Origin of the sequence: Ancylobacter pratisalsi, from assembly GCF_010669125.1 — a bacterium.
GTDB lineage: Bacteria > Pseudomonadota > Alphaproteobacteria > Rhizobiales > Xanthobacteraceae > Ancylobacter > Ancylobacter pratisalsi.
The window spans coordinates 1,974,284-1,990,895 of record NZ_CP048630.1; the positions used below are offsets into that span (position 1 = coordinate 1,974,284).

The following is a 16,612-nucleotide window of genomic DNA, read 5'->3' on the forward strand; positions in this document are numbered from 1 at the left end:
GGACCGTCACGATCTGTGGCAGAGTGTTTCGCCCGCTTCCATGCCGCTCTTGGTTGCGTTTCTCGGACGCACGGTCTTGCCTGACCTGAAGGCGATAGAAATGTCGACTGGGAATGCCCGCACGGGAAGCAGGCATGGCTGAAGCCGACATGCCTGCCTATATCATGGCGTCAATACGGATATTGTAACTGGAATGCCGTCTCGAACCCTGTCGACTGGAAAGCTGATGTCTGCCGTGATGCTGATCGCCGCGTCCCTCGCCTCGAACCGCGCCAGCGGCGCCGAGGTCGCAGAGTTCACCCTCGACAATGGACTTCAGGTCGTGGTGGTCCCCGATCATCGCGCTCCGGTCGTCACCCATATGGTGTGGTATCGCGTCGGTTCGGCCGACGAGCAGCCCGGCAAGTCCGGCATTGCCCATTTTCTCGAACACCTGATGTTCAAGGGCACGGAAAGCCACCCCGCCGGCGAGTTCTCGCAGGTGGTGGGCAAGCTCGGCGGGCAGGAGAATGCGTTCACCTCGCAGGATTACACCGCCTATTTCCAGCGCGTGGCCAAGGAGAACCTCGGCACGGTGATGGATTTCGAGGCCGACCGCATGACCGGGCTCGTGCTCACCGATGAGGTGGTGCTGCCCGAGCGCGACGTGGTTCTCGAAGAGCGCCGCATGCGCACCGACAATGATCCCTCCTCCCAGCTCTCCGAAGCCGCGCAGGCGGCGATGTACGTCAACCATCCCTATGCCCACCCGATCATCGGCTGGGAAGACGAGATCAAGAAGCTGAACCGCGAGGACGCGCTCGCCTTCTACCGCCGCTTCTACACCCCCAACAACGCGATCCTCGTGGTCGCCGGCGATGTCCAGCCGGACGAGGTGAAGAAGCTCGCCGAGGGCACTTATGGCAAGGTGAAGCCCCGCGCCGAAACGGCGGAGCGGATCCGTCCGCAGGAGCCGCCCCCGCGTGCGTCCCGCCGGCTTGTCCTCGCGGATGCCCGTGTCGGCCAGCCCAATCTCGCCCGCGCCTATCTCGTGCCCTCCTATCGGAACGACAAGAAGGAAAGCGTCGCGCTCGACGTGCTGTCGCAGATCCTGGGCGGCGGCTCCACCGGCCGGCTCTACCGGACGCTGGTCGCCGAAAAGGGCCTCGCTGCCGGCGCCGGTTCCTGGTATCAAAGCACCGCTCTCGACGAGACCCGCTTTGCCATCTCCGCCTCTCCTCGCCCGGAAGTGACAATGGAGACGCTGGAACAGGCCCTTGACCAAGTGATCGGCGATCTCGCGAAGAACGGGCCGGATGCGGGCGAGCTTGAACGGGCCAAGACCCGCCTTGTCGCCGAAGCGATCTACGCCCAGGACAACCAGGCCACGCTGGCGCGCATCTATGGTGCCGCCCTCGCCACCGGCTCGACCATCGAGGACGTGAAGATCTGGCCGGATATGGTCAAGGAGGTCTCAGCCGACGAAGTGCGCGACGTGGCGCGGCGTTATCTCGTACCCGCGCGGTCGGTAACGACCGAGCTCCTCCCGGCCAAGCCCCATCCTGCCGCGCCCATCGGTTCGGACGCACCGGAGAAGCGTTCATGAGGCTGGCCCATCGCAGCGGCGCGCTCCCCGGCTTCCTTCGTTCCGTGCTTTTCCGTCCTTTCCTCCAGCTCGCTGCCGCCAGTCTGATCATGAACATTGCCCTCCTCCCCGTCGCCCCCGCCCAGTCCGAAACCACGCGCATCCAGCGTGTGATAAGCCCGGGCGGCATCGAGGCCTGGCTGGTGCACGACACCACGCTTCCGCTGGTCGCGATGGAGATCGCGTTCATGGGAGGCGCGTCGCAGGATCCCGGCGACAAGCCGGGAGTGGCCAATCTCGCCGCCTCGCTGCTCGACGAAGGCGCGGGTGACCTTGATTCGCAGGCCTTTCAGGACCGCATGGCCGGTAAGGCGATCGAGCTGCGTTTCGACGCCTCGCGCGACCAGATGTCCGGCTCGCTGCGCACCTTGTCGGAGAATGCCGACGAGGCCTTCGAGCTGATGCGGCTCGCCGTGACGCAGCCGCGCTTCGACACCGAGGCGGTTGAGCGCATCCGGCAGGGGCAGCTCGCCTCCCTGCGCCGCCGCCTCAATGACCCCTCGACGCTGGCAAGTCTGGGCTGGTCGAGCACCGCCTTCCCCAACCATCCCTATGGCCGCCCGGTCATGGGCACGCTGGAAAGCGTGCCGACGATCTCCCGCGAGGACCTCACCGGCTTCGTGGCGCGCAACCTTGCGCGTGACAACCTCAAGATCGCGGTGGTCGGCGACATCACGCCGGAAGCCCTCGCCCCCGCACTCGACAAGATGTTCGGCGCATTGCCCGCCAGGGCCGGGCTCACACCTGTGCCGGATGTCACCCCGCAGGGGCTTGGCACCGTCGTGGTGAAGGAACTGGACGTACCGCAGACGTCGATGGTGTTTGGCGGCATTGGCCTGAAGCGCAATGATCCCGATTTCATCCCGGCCTTCGTGTTGAACCACATGCTGGGTGGCTCGGCCTTCTCCTCGCGCCTGTTCAAGGAAGTGCGCGAGAAACGTGGCCTCGCCTACTCGGTGTATAGCCACCTTGCCCCGCTCGACCACGCGGCGCTGATCCTTGGCGGCACGGCGACGAAGAACGACCGCGCTGGCGAAACGATCGACATCATCAAGGCGGAGTGGCTCAAGCTGCTGACCGACGGGCCAAGCGAGGACGAGCTGGCGGACGCCAAGAGCTATCTCATTGGCTCCTTTGCGCTGCGCTTCGATTCATCGGCCAAGGTCGCCTCGCAGCTGCTGCAGATCCAGATCGACGAACTCGGCATCGACTACATCGACATTCGCAATCAGCTGGTCGGCGCGGTCACGCTGGACGACATCAAGCGCGTGGCCGCCCGGTTCCGCGACGATCCGGCGTGGCTGTTCAGCATTGTTGGCAAGCCTTCCGGCCTTGCGTCGTCCGACGGCGGCTGAGCCGGCCTCTGCCTGTCGGTGTCGCAGTCGGTTTGCCGGAACATGTTCCCAGTCCGCAATCGCCTGCTATAAGAGCGTCCGCATGAAAGCGGAGCCCGATAGGGCCGATGGAGAATGCGTGCGGGAAAGGCCGTGCGCCGGTCAGGCGGGGAGTATGCGTATGAGTGTTGTTGACGTGCGGAGCCGAGCCATCTCGACGACAGCCAAACGGCCCCTGAGCCGCCTTGCGGTTACCCTTCCGGCACTGGCGCTGCTGCTTGCCGGGTGTGCTGGAGGTGTCGGCGGCGGCGATGGCGACGTGGGTCCCGCGGGTGTTGGAAATGCCGACGACCAGGGTCTCTTCGGCTCCAGCATGCAGACGACGACGGTACGCCCGACCGGGGACGCGGCCAGCGCGACGACGACGGCCGCCGCCAGCTCCGACACGTCGGAATTCAGCTGCCCCCGCGTCGAGGTGCGTGGCGGCGCTGCCGCGTGGCAGGTGACCGATCCCTCCGATGGCGGGCTGCGCTATCAGGCGACACTTGGCCAGTTCGCGCGCGAATGCCGCTACACGACACCCGACATGAACATGCGCATCGGCATCCAGGGCAGGGTGCTGCTCGGGGCCAAGGGGGGCCCTGGCAAGATCAACGTGCCGATCCGTCTCGCCGTGGTCGAGGAGGGTCCGGTCCCGAAGTCGGTATGGACCAAGTTCTACTCGGTGCCGGTCGAAATCGGGCCCAGCGTGATGCAGGTCGATTTCAGCCTCGTCGCCGACGACGTCAATTTTCCGCGTCCCGATGCGGCGACGCTTGATCGCTATGTGGTCTATATCGGCTTCGATCCGCAGGGCGCCAACGAGCCCAAGCCGGCCCGGCCGCGCCAGCAGCAGGCCCGCCCGAAGCCGGCGCAGCCCAAGCCGGTGCAGCAGGCGGCGCCCGTGGCGACCACTCCGGCGCCGGCCGCCGCCCGCACAGCGCCCGCAGCGCCGAGCCCGGTGGTAACCGCTCCAGCGCCGATCACCGCACCGGCATCTTCAGCACCGGCCGCATCGGCGCCCAACAATAGCGACACTCAATGGATCGGGGCTCCCGCGCCCTCCACCGGCGGCTTCTCTCAGTAGCGCGCCAGCAAACGTTGAAATCCAGCGGCAAGCCGGGCCATCGACAGCGCCTTTCAGGCCTCGTCGATGTGCCCACGGCGGATCCGGCGCACCACGCTCCAGATCACAAACGCCACTACCGGCACTGAAAGCGCGGTGGCGAGACCGACATCGAAGTTCATTCCCACATGCTCGAGCGTGGGATGCACGCCCTCAAACACATAGTGCACAAGGCTGACGACATAGTAGGAGATGGCCGCGACGGACAGGCCCTCCACCGTCTGCTGCAGGCGCAGCTGCATACGCGCACGCTTGTTCATCGAGCTGAGCAGGTCCCGGTTCTGCTGTTCAAGCTCCACGTCGACCCGTGTGCGCAGCAGGTTCGCCGCGCTGGTGAGCTTCACCGACAGATTGGCCTGGCGCTGTTCCACGGACTGGCAGGTCCGCATCGCCGGCTGCAGTCGGCGCAGCAGAAACTGCTGCCATGTCGGATAGCCCGAGATCTGGCGCTCGCCGATCACCTGAAGCCGCTGGGTGACGATCTCCTCATAGGCGCGCGTCGCACCGAAGCGGAACAGCGACGCCGCCGCATCCGCCTCGAGCTCCGCGGCCAGCGAGGTCAGCGCGCCCAGCAGGCGGTTATTGGCAATAAGCCCCTCGCTTTCGCGCATCTCGCGGGTAATCGTACTGAGCTGGTTCTCGATCTTGGCGACGGTGGGCACGAGGCCCTGCGCCTCCGGCAGGCCCAGAAGGGCCAGCGTGCGATACGTCTCGATTTCCAGCACCCGCTGAACCAGGGCGCCGGAGGCGTCGCGTGTCATGCCCCGGTCGCGGACCAGGATGCGCACGAAACCGGAAGGGTCCGGCTGAAAGTCGGTGGCGATCTCCGCGAACCCGTCCTCGACATCCGAACGCGCGAGGCTGGAACGGTCGAACAGCCGGTCAAGCGCGAGGGAATCGGCGGTGTCGGTCACCAGCTGGAGATCGACCGCAACGAGCAGCGGGCCGGGTTGGGGAAGCTGCGCCAGCGTGGCGACCAATGCGCCCGACGCCGGATGGAAGGGCAGCCCGCCATCGATCAGATCCTCGCTCGGCAGCTCCCAGGTATAGGTGGTGAACTCGGCATGGCGTTCCCAGCGCAGCACGGCGCCACCGAATGCCACCCGGTGCTGCTTGGCCTCGCGTGCCGGCCCCGGCTGGCCACGCGCCGCGCACAAGCCGGCGAAGGCGGCCCGGTCCGCCGCCGCCTGTTCGCGATCAACAAGAAAGGCGACGTGCAGGACACGGGCGGGCGTGGCGACCGGCATGAAGGGGCGCGCATGGAGTTCGGCCAGCACGGGCGCGCGCAGCGGATGGTCCTGAAAGACCGCGCCGATGGCGGGGCTGCTTTCGGTCCTGGGCAGCTTTGCTTCACTCACGTTTCCCGCTCCTCTCCCCGGCACGCTGGACGGTTTCCGCCATGATCGGGCCGCGCCTTGGTCCGAATGGAACCTCTCGCGCCCCAGTCGGTTGCATGACAACCAGGGGCTGGCAAGGGGCGAGGGAACCAGACCATGAAACCCGGCAAAGGCTTCCCTATAGACAGTTTTCTTCTGTCTGTTGCGTATTCGCATCATCGCGGAGTGCGAAACTGGAGCGAGTCAAAATTCGTTTGCCTTGGCGGTTATGGCGGATGCATGAAGGTCGTTGGTCTTTTTCGGGATTCGTGACATGAAGCGTGCGCGGTTTTGGATTTTGTGCCTCATAGCGGCGTTTTCCACCGCAATCGCCGCTCCGGCCTTTGCGAAGAGCAACGCGAATGCACCGCGGGTTTATCTGCTGCGTGGACTGGCGAACATCTTCTCTCTCGGCATGGATGACTTGACCGAGAAGCTGAAGGCCCGTGGCATCAACGCCAGCGTTCATTCTTATGTCGACTGGAAGACTCTTGCCGACCAGGCGATCGAGGAGGCCAAAGCCGGCAAGCGCCGTCCGTCGCCGGTGATTATCATCGGCCATTCGCTTGGCGCCGATGCGGCCGTCTATATGGGCAACAAGGTAAGCGCGGCCGGCGTGCCGGTGCCGCTGGTGGTGACCTTCGATCCCGTCACACCCACCGTCGCCTCGGACAAGATTCGCAAGGTGGTGAATTACTACCAGGCCGGCGGCTCCGGAAAGCCGGTGTCGGGTCCGCGCGTCGAGAATATTGACCTCACGGGCGCGGGCTCGCTCAGCCACTTCACCATCGATAAGGCCGCGGACCTGCACGCCAAGGTCATTGCGATGATCCAGAAGCCCTCGCGCCCAGTCGCGCGCCGCAAGCCCAAGCCGGTCAGCGCGCCGGCGGTGGAGACCGCCGCTACCCCGGCAAGTGCCACGGCGACCGCGTCGGCACCGCCGGTGCCCTCCGCCATCGTACCGGCCGTGCAGCGCAGTTCGAACTGAGCAGGCGACAGCCTCAACGCCTGATTGTCGCTAAAGCCATCAGGCGGCGGGCTGCACCGTGAACACAACGAAAGTATGCATCACTCCGTCCTCGTCACGCAGCGAGACATACTCGCCCGGCACGAAGGCGTGATCGCCGAAGCGATAGCCCGTTTCATCGTCGTCGCTCTGACCTTCCTCATAGTCGAAGACCCAGCTGGCTCCGTCGGCACCGCCCGCGCGGTGTAGGAGGCGGCCCTGCTCGGGCACGTCGCTGCCCCAGAAACGGGTCACCGTGCAGCGCTCGCGCAGGTCCTTCCAGGCCTCGACCGCGATATGGCCGGTGGCGTCGAGCGGGGCGACGAACTCATAACCATGGCGGGCGCTCCCGTCGGGAAAGTCCTTCGAGCGGGCGAGATGAAGCCGAATGCGCTGCAGCATGTCGGTGGTTGCGTCGGTCATGGGTCGTCTCCTTTTGATGGAGCCCCTGCCGGTGGGCCCTCTCGTTGGCGGGCAATCACCAGCCGTTGAGCAAGCTTTAGCCCTTCACGTGCGAACGGCCTTGATCCGGCGCAAGGCCCTGGGATTTCAGCCACGTCCGCGCGGCGAGCCGGCATTCGTCCCAGAAGACGTCGTGGGCAAGAAGGGGTCCAAAACCAGCCAGGCGTGTGATGACGATTTTCTTGGTATATTTTTTTTACCATAGGAAGTCGGCACGGTTTTCCCTAGAATGGCTCGAAAGCAATCAGGGAATGCGCCGGAGGAAACGCCATGTCCGGGCTCGTCATGCCGGAGCCGAGGGCTGATCTCATTTCACGCCGCGCCGAGATCGTGGCCGCGCTGCGGACGATCGTGCCCGGCGAGGGCGTCATCGATACCGAAACCGAGATGCGCCCTTTCGAGAGCGATGGCGTAACCGCCTATCGCCAGCTCCCCCTGGCGGTCGTACTGCCGTCCACCACGCAGCAGGTCTCCGAGGTGCTGGCTTATTGCAACGCCAACGGCATCCCGGTTGTGCCGCGTGGGGCCGGAACCTCGCTTTCGGGCGGCGCGCTGCCGCTGGCGGACGGGGTGCTGCTCGGGATGGGCAAATTCAACCGCATCCTCGACATCGACTTCGAGAACCGCGCCCTGGTCGCCCAGCCTGGCGTCACCAATCTGGGCATCACCACCGCGGTCGCCCATGAGGGCTTCTATTACGCGCCCGATCCCTCCTCGCAGATCGCCTGCACCATCGGCGGTAATGTCGGCGAGAATTCAGGCGGCGTGCATTGCCTGAAATATGGCCTGACCACCAACAACGTGCTCGGCGTCGAGATGGTGCTGATCACTGGCGAAATTGTCCAGGTCGGCGGCAAGCATCTCGATTCCGGCGGGCTCGACCTGCTCGGCATCATCGTGGGCTCGGAAGGCCTGCTCGGCGTCGTCACCGAAGTCACCGTGCGCATCCTTAAGAAGCCGGAGACCGCGCGCGCCGTGCTGATCGGCTTTCCCTCGTCGGAAGCCGCCGGGGCCTGCGTCGCGGCCATCATAGCCGCGGGCATCATCCCCGGCGGCATGGAGATGATGGACCGCATGATGATCCATGCCGCCGAGGCCTTCGTGAATGTGGGCTATCCACTGGATGTCGAGGCGCTGCTGATCGTCGAGCTGGACGGGCCCGAGGCGGAGGTGAACCACCTCATCGAGCGCGTGGCCGATATTGCCGGCGGGCTCGGCTGCCTCACTCTGCGGGCCTCGACCAGCGAGGAGGAGCGGGTCGCCTTCTGGGCCGGGCGCAAGGCCGCTTTCCCCGCCGTGGGACGGATCTCGCCGGATTATCTGTGCATGGACGGCACCATTCCGCGTAAGGCGCTGCCTCATGTGCTCACGCGCATGGAGGAGATGTCGGAGAAGTACGGCCTCAGATGCGGCAACGTCTTCCACGCGGGCGACGGCAATCTCCATCCGCTGATCTGCTACGACGCCAACAAACCGGGCGAGTTGGAGCGGGCGGAGGCCTTCGGCGCCGACATCCTTCTGCTCTGCGTCGAGGTCGGGGGTGTCCTTACTGGCGAGCACGGCGTCGGCGTGGAGAAGCGCGACCTCATGCCTTCCATGTTCAACGAGATCGACCTCGCCCATCAGCAGCGCCTCAAATGCGCCTTCGATCCGGACGCGCTCCTGAATCCGGGCAAGGTTTTCCCGGTGCTGCACCGCTGTGCCGAACTCGGGCGCATGCATGTAAGCGGCGGCAAGCTCGCCTTCCCTGACATCCCGCGTTTCTGAACCCGCACCCATGGCCACCCTGCTCGTCAAGAACGCCACCGTGCTTGTCACCATGGACGGCTCCCGCCGGGAGATCTCCGGCGGTGGCCTGTTCGCGCGCGACGGGTTCATCGAACAGGTTGGCCCGAGCGAGATGCTGCCGGCCACCGCCGACGAGGTGATGGACCTATCCGGCCATGTCGTGCTGCCCGGCCTCGTCAACTGCCATCACCATCTCGATCAGGTACTGACGCGCAACCTGCCGGCCGCCCAGAATGTGAACCTGTTCCGCTGGCTCAAGGCGCATTACCGGCTCTGGGCCGCGCGCACGCCGGAAGCTTCCCGCACTGCGACGCTGGTCGGCCTGTCCGAACTCGCGCTCTCCGGCTGCACCACGGCCTTCGACCACGCCTATGTGTTCCGCAATGGCTGCAAGGTCGACGACCAGATCGGCGCCGCCCGCGAGATCGGCATGCGCTTCATGGTCTCGCGCGGGTCGATGTCGCTTGGTGAAAGCAAGGGGGGGCTGCCCCCCGACGACTGCGTGGAGGAGGAAGAGGCTATCCTCGCCGACTCGGAACGGGTGATCGGTGCCTATCACGATCCTGCCCCCGGCTCGCTGCTGCAGATCGCCCTCGCCCCCTGCTCACCCTTCTCGGTGACGCCCGAGTTGATGCGCGATTCGGCCGCCCTGGCGCGGGCCAAGGGCGTGCGCCTCCACACCCATCTGGCCGAGACCATCGACGAGGAGCGCTACACGCTTGAGCGTTTCGGCAAGCGCCCCGTCGCCTACATGGAAGAGCTGGGCTGGCTGCGCGACGACGTCTGGTTCGCCCATGCGGTGCACGTGAACGACCATGAGATCGGCTGCTTCAATGGAGCGGGCGTGGGCGTATGTCATTGCCCCAGCTCCAATATGCGCCTCGCCTCCGGCATTGCCCCGGTGATGGCCTATCGGCGCGCCGGCGTGAAGGTGGGCATCGGGGTTGACGGCTCGGCCTCAAATGACGGCAACCACATGCTCGGCGAGGTACGCCAAGCGATGCTGATGGCCCGGCTTCAGATCGCGCTGTGCCCGCCCGAAGGGCCACACACCACGCTGTCCACCTCCGATCCCTCGCGCGATGGCGAATGGATGACCGCCCGACAAGCACTGGAGATCGCGACCCTTGGTGGTGCCGAGGTGCTCGGCCGCAGCGACATCGGCTCGCTGGAGCCCGGCAAATGCGCGGATTTCTTCGCCCTGCGGCTCGACGATGTCGCCTTTGCCGGGGGGCTGTCGGACCCCGTGGCGGCCGCGCTGTTCTGCACCCCGCGAGGGGCAGCCTGGACCGTCGTCCACGGGCGTCCGATCGTCGCCAATGGCACGATCGTGACCATCGACCTGCCGGCCATCGTTGCCGAGCACAACCGGCACGCCGTCCGGCTCGCCGCGCTTTCGGAGTCCTGAGCCATGACCGACCACCTGTGCCCACGCGACGAGGCCGATGTCGTCGAGGCCGTGCGTTGGGCCGCCGCCGAGCACCGGACGCTGGACATCGCCGGCTCCGGCTCCAAGCTGGCGCTGGGGCGCCATATCCAGACCGACCTGACGCTCGAACTCAAGGGGCTGTCCGGCATCACGCTCTATGAACCGGAAGAACTGGTTCTGAGCGCGAAGGCCGGCACACCGATCGCCGAGATCGAGACCGCCATCGCCGCTTCCAGCCAGATGATGGCCTTCGAGCCGATGGATTACGGGCCGCTTCTCGGCCAGCCTTCGGGCGCGGGTACGCTCGGTGGGCTGATGTCCTGCAATCTCGCCGGTCCCCGGCGTCCTAGCGCCGGCGCGGCGCGCGACCATGCGCTGGGCTTGCGCGCTGTCTCCGGGCGCGGGGAAGCCTTCAAGGCCGGCGGACGGGTGGTGAAGAACGTCACCGGGTACGACCTGCCCCGGGGCCTGGCCGGCTCGCACGGCACGCTCGCGGCCTTCACTGAGCTGACCATCAAGGTGCTTCCCCGGCCCGAATCGGTGGAAACGCTGCTCGTACTCGGCCTCGACGAGGCCGCCGCCGCCAGCGTCATGAGCGCGGCGACCGGCTCCTATTACGACGTATCCGGCGCCGCGCATGTGCCGGCCGAGACCGTCGCGCGCCTTGCCGCCATCCTCCCCTCCGGAGCCGAGCGCCCGGTGACGGCGCTGCGGCTGGAGGGGGTGACGCCCTCCATTCTGCATCGGCGCGGCAAGCTGGAAGAGATGCTGCGTCCGCGCGGCGAACTTGCCCATCTCGAAGCGGCGGCTTCGCTCGCCTTCTGGCAGGCAATCCGCGACGTCACGCCCTTCGCGCTACCGCCGGGCGGCGATCTCGATGCCGCGAAGGCGATCTGGCGGATCTCGGTCGCGCCCATGGCGGGCGCCGGCATCGGCGCGGTCCTGCGGGAAGCCGGGGCGAGCTGCCTCTATGACTGGGCGGGCGGACTGGTGTGGATCGAGATGCCGGATGCCGCGCCACGCGCCGAGATTGTCCGCGCCGCGCTCGCCGCGCTGGGCGGCGACCAATCGGGCGGCCACGCTACGCTCATCCGCGCCTCACGAGCCGCCCGCGCGGCCGAGGATGTGTTCCAGCCGCTCGATTCTGTCACGGCCATGCTGGTGAAGAAGATGAAGGACGGTTTCGACCCGAGCCGGGTGCTCAGCCCCGGCCGGATGTATGCGGGAATTTGAGCCATGCAGACGAACTTCTCCCTCGCCCAGCTGGCCGACCCGCAGACGGCATGTTCCGAGCAGATCCTGCGCTCCTGCGTGCATTGCGGGTTCTGCACCGCCACTTGCCCGACCTATGTCCTGCTGGGCGATGAACTCGACAGTCCACGCGGGCGCATCTACCTGATCAAGGACATGCTGGAGAACGACCGCCCGGCAACCGTTGAGGTCGCTCGCCACGTCGATCGCTGCCTGTCCTGCCTGTCCTGCATGTCGACCTGCCCCTCGGGCGTGCACTACATGCACCTCGTCGACCACGCCCGCGATCACATTGAGAAGACCTATAGGCGCCCACTGCTCGACCGGCTGACACGGGCGCTGCTCGCGCGTGTGCTGCCCAGTCGCCGCCTGTTTCGCCTCTCGCTCGCGGGCGCCATGCTCGCCCGCCCCTTCGCCGGGCTCATCGGCGCGGTGCCGGGCTTGAGGCCCATCGGCGCCATGCTGAAGCTCGCGCCCGCGCGCCCCGCCACCCGCTCGGCAACGGAAGGCGAGCGGCGATTCGAAGCCATCGGTCCGCGTCGGGCCCGCGTCGCGCTGCTCGATGGCTGCGCCCAGCCCGTGCTGCGACCGGAGATCGACGAGGCCGCGATCCGCCTCATGACCCGCATGGGCGTGGAAATCGTGCGCCCCGTTGGGGGCGGCTGCTGCGGCTCCCTGACCCATCACATGGGAAAGGAAGACCTCGCGCTGGCCAATGCCCGCGCCAATGTCGATGCCTGGAGCCGCGAGATCGAGGGCGAGGGGCTCGACGCCATCATCGTCACCACTTCGGGATGCGGCACGACGATCAAGGACTACGGCCACATGCTGCGTACCGACCCCGCCTATGCCGACAAGGCGGCCAGGGTGTCGGCACTGGCGAAGGACGTCAGCGAGTTCCTCACCGACCGGGACCTGCCGGTGCCGGTCATCGATGCCGGCCTGCGCGTCGCCTATCACTCGGCCTGCTCGCTGCAGCACGGGCAGAAGGTGCGTACCGCGCCGAAGACCTTGCTGGCCAAAGCCGGCTTCACCGTGCTGGAGCCGGCGGAAGGGCACCTGTGCTGCGGCTCGGCCGGCACCTACAATATTCTCCAGCCCGAGATCGCGGAGCGTCTGCGCACGCGCAAGGTCGCCAATATCGAGCGCACCCGGCCGGACATCATCGCCGCCGGAAATATCGGCTGCATGACCCAGATCGGCGGCGGCACGCCGATCCCCGTCGTGCATACGGTGGAACTGCTCGACTGGGCGACGGGCGGGCCGAAACCGCTAGGGCTTGACGCCATCCCTTCCGCAGCCTGACAGACGGCGCCTGGAGCGGCTAGGATAGCGCTCTCCTTTCAGCAGGTATCCAATGACACGCCCGCGTCTTCTCGTTCTGTCGCTTGGTGGCACCATTACCATGACCGCGGGCACCGGTGCCGGCATTGCGCCGACCCTTGGTGCCGCCGATCTTGTCGCCGCGGTCCCCGGACTTGGCGCATTGGCCGAGATCGAGGCCCGCTCGCCGCTGAGGCTGCCAAGCCCCTCGCTCACGCTCGAGAACGTCTGCGCGGTGGCCGGTGAGATCCGCTCAGGCTTCGACGGCGGCTTCGACGGCGCGATCGTGATCCAGGGCACCGACACGCTGGAGGAGACCGCCTTCGCGCTCGACCTGCTGATACGCGACGAGCGGCCGGTCGTGGTGATCGGCGCCATGCGCGGGGCGCAGGCGGCGGGTGCGGATGGGCCCGCCAATCTCCTTGCGGCGGCGGTGGTCGCCACCAGCCCGGCCGCGCGCGGCCTGGGCACGCTGGTGGTGCTGAACGACAGCATTCACGCCGCACGCTTCGTGCGGAAGGCGCACACCGCGCTGACCTCGGCCTTCGTCTCCGAGAATGGCGGGCCCCTGGGGCTGGTGGCGGAGGCACGTGCGCACCTGTTCTCCCGCGTGGTCCAGCTGGATCTGCCCGCGCTGGCGCCGGCCGGCGCGCTGCCACCGATCGCGCTGGTGAAGATGGCGATGGGCGATGATGGACGGCTCGTGCGCGCCGTCCCCGGCCTTGGCTATGCCGGGCTGGTCATTGAGGCCATGGGAGCCGGGCATGTGCCCGGCGATCTTGCGGAGAGTGTCGGCGCGATCGCCGCTTCCATCCCCGTGGTGCTGGCGAGCCGCACCCTCGCCGGGCCGGTCTTCGAGCGCACCTATGGCTATCCCGGCTCGGAAATCGACCTCGTCGCGCGCGGCCTCATCCCCTCGGGCCTGCTCACCGGTCCGAAGGCGCGGATACTGCTGACACTGGGACTGGCGTGCGGTCTCGACGGCCCGGCGATCCGGGCCGCCTTCTCTGCTTTTGGATAGCAGATCTCAGGCGGAGCGCCGCAACTCCGCCGCCTCTTCTTGCCCCATCAGCTCGACCAGGCTCGGCATGTCGACGACATCGCCGGTCGGGCTGACCAGTCCGCGAGCACCGGCCAGCGCGCCGGGGCGCAGCTCCAGCCCGAGAAACCGCGAACGGTCAAACGAACCCGGTAGCCACAGGCCTTCGGTCAGCGCCGGGTCAAAGCCGAAACGCGCATAGTAGGGTGCGTCGCCGACCAGCATGATGGCGCCATGGCCGAGGCGCGTGGCCTCGCTGATCGCCACGCTCATCAGCGCGCGGCCAAGGCCCCGGTCGCGAAACCAATGGTGAACGGCGAGCGGGCCGAGCAGCAGCGCCGCGCGGTCCGGACCGGCGCTGACATGCCAAAGGCGCAGCGTGCCGACAACGCGCCCATCCGGGCCATGGGCCGCGAAAGCCAACCCATCGGCGGGCTTGCGGCCCTCACGCAGGCGTTCGCTGGTCTTGGCCAGACGCGCAGCGCGACCGAAGGCAAGGTCGAGCAGCGCCTCGCGCTGAGCGATATCGGCCTCGGTCTCGATCGAGATGACGGGAGTGGTGGTGGCGAGCATGGTAGCCTCCAAAACCCGGGATCGCCGGGAAAAAGAGGGAGGGGGAATTGTGAACGTCCGGTACGGCGGCCCAATCGTCGCCTGTCACCCTTGCCGGGACGAGGCCCGGGAGACTTTCGCCCGCCAACCGGCCGGCGAGAGGCTCAGATCACATAAGATCTCAGCGGGTCGAAGCCGTTGAACGCCACCGCCGAATAGGTGGTGGTATACGCGCCGGTGGCCTCGATCAGCACCTTGTCGCCGATCGCGAGCGACACCGGCAGCATCACCGGGGTCTTCTCGTAGAGCACGTCGGCCGAATCGCAGGTCGGGCCGGCCAGCACGCAGGGCTCCATCGCGTCCCCGTCACGCGAGGTGACGATGGGGTAACGGATCGCCTCGTCCATCGTCTCGGCGAGACCGCCGAACTTGCCGATGTCGAGATAGACCCAGCGCACCTCGTCGTCCGCCGCCTTCTTCGAGATCAACACCACCTCGGCCTCGATCAGCCCGGCCGCGCCAACCATGCCGCGGCCCGGCTCGATGATGGTCTGGGGAATGGCGTTTCCGAAATGCCGCGAGAGCGCGCGGAAGATGGCTTCGCCGTAAGCCTCGGCCGCCGGCACGTCCTGAAGATACTTGGCCGGAAAGCCGCCGCCGAGATTGACCAGCGACAGGTGGATGCCGCGCTCGGCGCAGGCGCGGAAGATCGCCGAAGCCGACGCCAGGGCGGAATCCCACGCCTCGACGTTCTTCTGCTGCGAGCCGACATGGAAGGAGACGCCATAGGCGCGCAGACCCTGACGATGCGCGTGCTCCAGCACGTCGACCGCCATCTCGGGCACGCAGCCGAACTTGCGCGAGAGCGGCCATTCGGCGCCGGCACCGTCGCACAGGATGCGACAGAACACCTTGGCGCCGGCGGCCACGCGGGCAACCTTCTCGACCTCTTCGGTGCAGTCGACCGCGAACAGCCGCACCCCAAGCTCGTGAGCGCGCGCAATGTCGCGCTCCTTCTTGATGGTGTTGCCGAAGGAGATGCGGTCGGGCGTTGCGCCAGCGGCCAGCACCATCTGGATCTCGGCGACCGAGGCGCAGTCGAAGCACGAACCCAGCTCGGCGAGCAGGCTCAGCACTTCAGGCGCCGGGTTGGCCTTGACCGCGTAGAACACGCGCGTATCCGGCAGCGCCCGGGAGAAAGCGTTATAGTTGGAACGCACAACATCGAGGTCGACGACAACGCAAGGGCCGTCCTCACGTCGGTTGCGCAGGAATTCGCGGATACGATCGGTCATGGCGCTCTCCATCGACCCGAAGCTTCGACCCAAGGATGCGAACACGCCCCCGCGGCGCCAATGGGCCGCGTTGATGGCGAAAATCCGCATCCGTTCGCCGGCCGCGCGGCGTGTGCCGCAAGGCCGGATGAAAGGAGCCGTGGCACCGTTACGACCGGGGGCGCATGTGGAGAGCGCTCACGTTCGACCGATGCCTACGCTTGGTTCGGGAGACCCTAACCGCACGCCCGGCAAGAAGTAGTGCCTCTTTAGTGTCGCCGACCTTTGGAGGGCCGACCGAGACCAAAAAAGCCCGCTACGTCGTTGCTTCAAGTCACGTTCCCCGCTGAGAGCGAGGTGCGCCGGTTTCGCCTCCGGCTACCGATCTTCCTGGCGACTTTCCGGCCTCTTGTCCGGACTTCCGCCGATCGGCACGCGACCACAGGCACGTGCGAATGTTGGGCAGGACGCGATGTAGGGACATTCGCTGTCACATGCAAGAAGGTTCAGCGATTTTTTGTCGAACACGCCCGAATTCCGCGGCACGCGGCGTCCGCGTCGGCGTGTCAGCCCGCAAGACAATGCAGCGCTGCTCGGCGGGCACCTTCACCGACGCCGATCAGGCCAGTTTTGATCAGGAGGAATAGAGTGCCCGCAGAGGGCCGGCCTCACCCTTCGACGAAGGGCTCGATGCTCTTGGCCTTCATCACGAAGCGATAGATGCCGTAGAGCGCGAGCAGGCCGAAGACGGCCTCGAACCCGACCTCCCACTCCCAGCTCGCCTCGAACAGCGCCGCAACGGCCCAGCCGGCAGCGAGGCCCGCGCCAATGAGTTCGGCGCCAAGCAGAATCGCGGCACTCACAACGGTGCTCAGATGGTCCCAGCGAATGCGTCGGCCCGTGCTCATTCTTTCAATCCGTCTTATTCGGCGCGGCGCAACCTGCTATGTCGCGCCGCGCGGGTCAAGCCGCGTGGTTCGCACGGGGGC

At 66.8% G+C, this 16,612-nt stretch carries 14 protein-coding genes; 9 read left to right on the forward strand and 5 right to left on the reverse strand.

The genetic code is table 11. The features are described 5' to 3' along the window. Positions 1-226: 226 nt before the first annotated feature. The 3 genes from G3A50_RS09360 (at position 227) to G3A50_RS09370 (ending at position 4,084) form a co-directional block, all read left to right on the forward strand. Positions 227-1,585: a M16 family metallopeptidase gene (locus G3A50_RS09360; RefSeq protein WP_163074988.1), complete on the forward strand. Its 1,359-nt coding sequence runs from the start codon at positions 227-229 to the stop codon at positions 1,583-1,585. Next, a complete protein-coding gene (locus G3A50_RS09365; RefSeq protein ID WP_163074989.1) occupies positions 1,582-2,979 on the forward strand; it encodes a M16 family metallopeptidase in 1,398 nt (465 codons plus the stop codon). Before G3A50_RS09360 ends, G3A50_RS09365 begins: the two co-directional genes overlap by 4 nt. Before the next feature lie 160 nt (positions 2,980-3,139). After that, positions 3,140-4,084, forward strand: a complete 945-nt coding sequence (locus G3A50_RS09370; protein ID WP_163074990.1) for a hypothetical protein — start codon at positions 3,140-3,142, stop codon at positions 4,082-4,084. A 53-nt stretch (positions 4,085-4,137) separates the two neighbouring features. Here the strand turns inward: G3A50_RS09370 and G3A50_RS09375 are convergent, their stop codons facing one another. Beyond that, positions 4,138-5,466 (reverse strand): DUF3422 family protein, encoded by a 1,329-nt coding sequence (locus G3A50_RS09375; protein ID WP_163077483.1) that lies wholly within the window; start codon positions 5,464-5,466, stop codon positions 4,138-4,140. 307 nt (positions 5,467-5,773) lie between these two features. On the opposite strand from G3A50_RS09375, the gene G3A50_RS09380 reads away from it, so the two are divergent. Continuing rightward, entirely contained in the window at positions 5,774-6,487 is a 714-nt protein-coding gene (locus G3A50_RS09380) for an alpha/beta hydrolase family protein (RefSeq protein WP_210255258.1), read from the forward strand. Positions 6,488-6,526: 39 nt separating this feature from the next. Here G3A50_RS09380 and G3A50_RS09385 read toward each other — a convergent pair whose 3' ends face one another. After that, complete coding sequence (locus G3A50_RS09385; RefSeq protein WP_163074991.1) at positions 6,527-6,928, reverse strand: hypothetical protein; 402 nt, start codon at positions 6,926-6,928, stop codon at positions 6,527-6,529. Positions 6,929-7,237: 309 nt separating this feature from the next. Between G3A50_RS09385 and G3A50_RS09390 the strand changes: the two genes are divergently transcribed. From G3A50_RS09390 to G3A50_RS09410, 5 genes are read left to right on the forward strand one after another with little or no spacing between them, the layout of a single operon-like run. Then, a complete protein-coding gene (locus tag G3A50_RS09390) occupies positions 7,238-8,734 on the forward strand; it encodes an FAD-linked oxidase C-terminal domain-containing protein (RefSeq protein ID WP_163074992.1) in 1,497 nt (498 codons plus the stop codon). Positions 8,735-8,744: 10 nt separating this feature from the next. Further along, entirely contained in the window at positions 8,745-10,163 is a 1,419-nt protein-coding gene (locus G3A50_RS09395) for an 8-oxoguanine deaminase (protein WP_163074993.1), read from the forward strand. A gap of 3 nt (positions 10,164-10,166) precedes the next feature. Next, positions 10,167-11,417 (forward strand): FAD-binding protein, encoded by a 1,251-nt coding sequence (locus tag G3A50_RS09400; protein ID WP_163074994.1) that lies wholly within the window; start codon positions 10,167-10,169, stop codon positions 11,415-11,417. Positions 11,418-11,420: 3 nt separating this feature from the next. Continuing rightward, positions 11,421-12,740, forward strand: a complete 1,320-nt coding sequence (gene glcF, locus G3A50_RS09405) for a glycolate oxidase subunit GlcF (RefSeq protein WP_163074995.1) — start codon at positions 11,421-11,423, stop codon at positions 12,738-12,740. Between the two features lie 52 nt (positions 12,741-12,792). Continuing rightward, positions 12,793-13,779 carry an asparaginase gene (locus G3A50_RS09410; protein WP_163074996.1) on the forward strand — a complete coding sequence of 329 codons (987 nt, stop codon included), beginning with the start codon at positions 12,793-12,795 and terminating at the stop codon, positions 13,777-13,779. A 6-nt stretch (positions 13,780-13,785) separates the two neighbouring features. Here G3A50_RS09410 and G3A50_RS09415 read toward each other — a convergent pair whose 3' ends face one another. The 3 genes from G3A50_RS09415 to G3A50_RS09425 form a co-directional block, all read right to left on the reverse strand. After that, on the reverse strand, positions 13,786-14,370 hold the full coding sequence (locus tag G3A50_RS09415) for a GNAT family N-acetyltransferase (protein ID WP_163074997.1): 585 nt from the start codon (positions 14,368-14,370) through the stop codon (positions 13,786-13,788). A 143-nt stretch (positions 14,371-14,513) separates the two neighbouring features. Further along, positions 14,514-15,644, reverse strand: a complete 1,131-nt coding sequence (locus G3A50_RS09420; RefSeq protein WP_163074998.1) for a type III PLP-dependent enzyme — start codon at positions 15,642-15,644, stop codon at positions 14,514-14,516. 647 nt (positions 15,645-16,291) lie between these two features. Then, positions 16,292-16,531: a hypothetical protein gene (locus tag G3A50_RS09425; RefSeq protein ID WP_163074999.1), complete on the reverse strand. Its 240-nt coding sequence runs from the start codon at positions 16,529-16,531 to the stop codon at positions 16,292-16,294. Positions 16,532-16,612 lie beyond the last annotated feature (81 nt).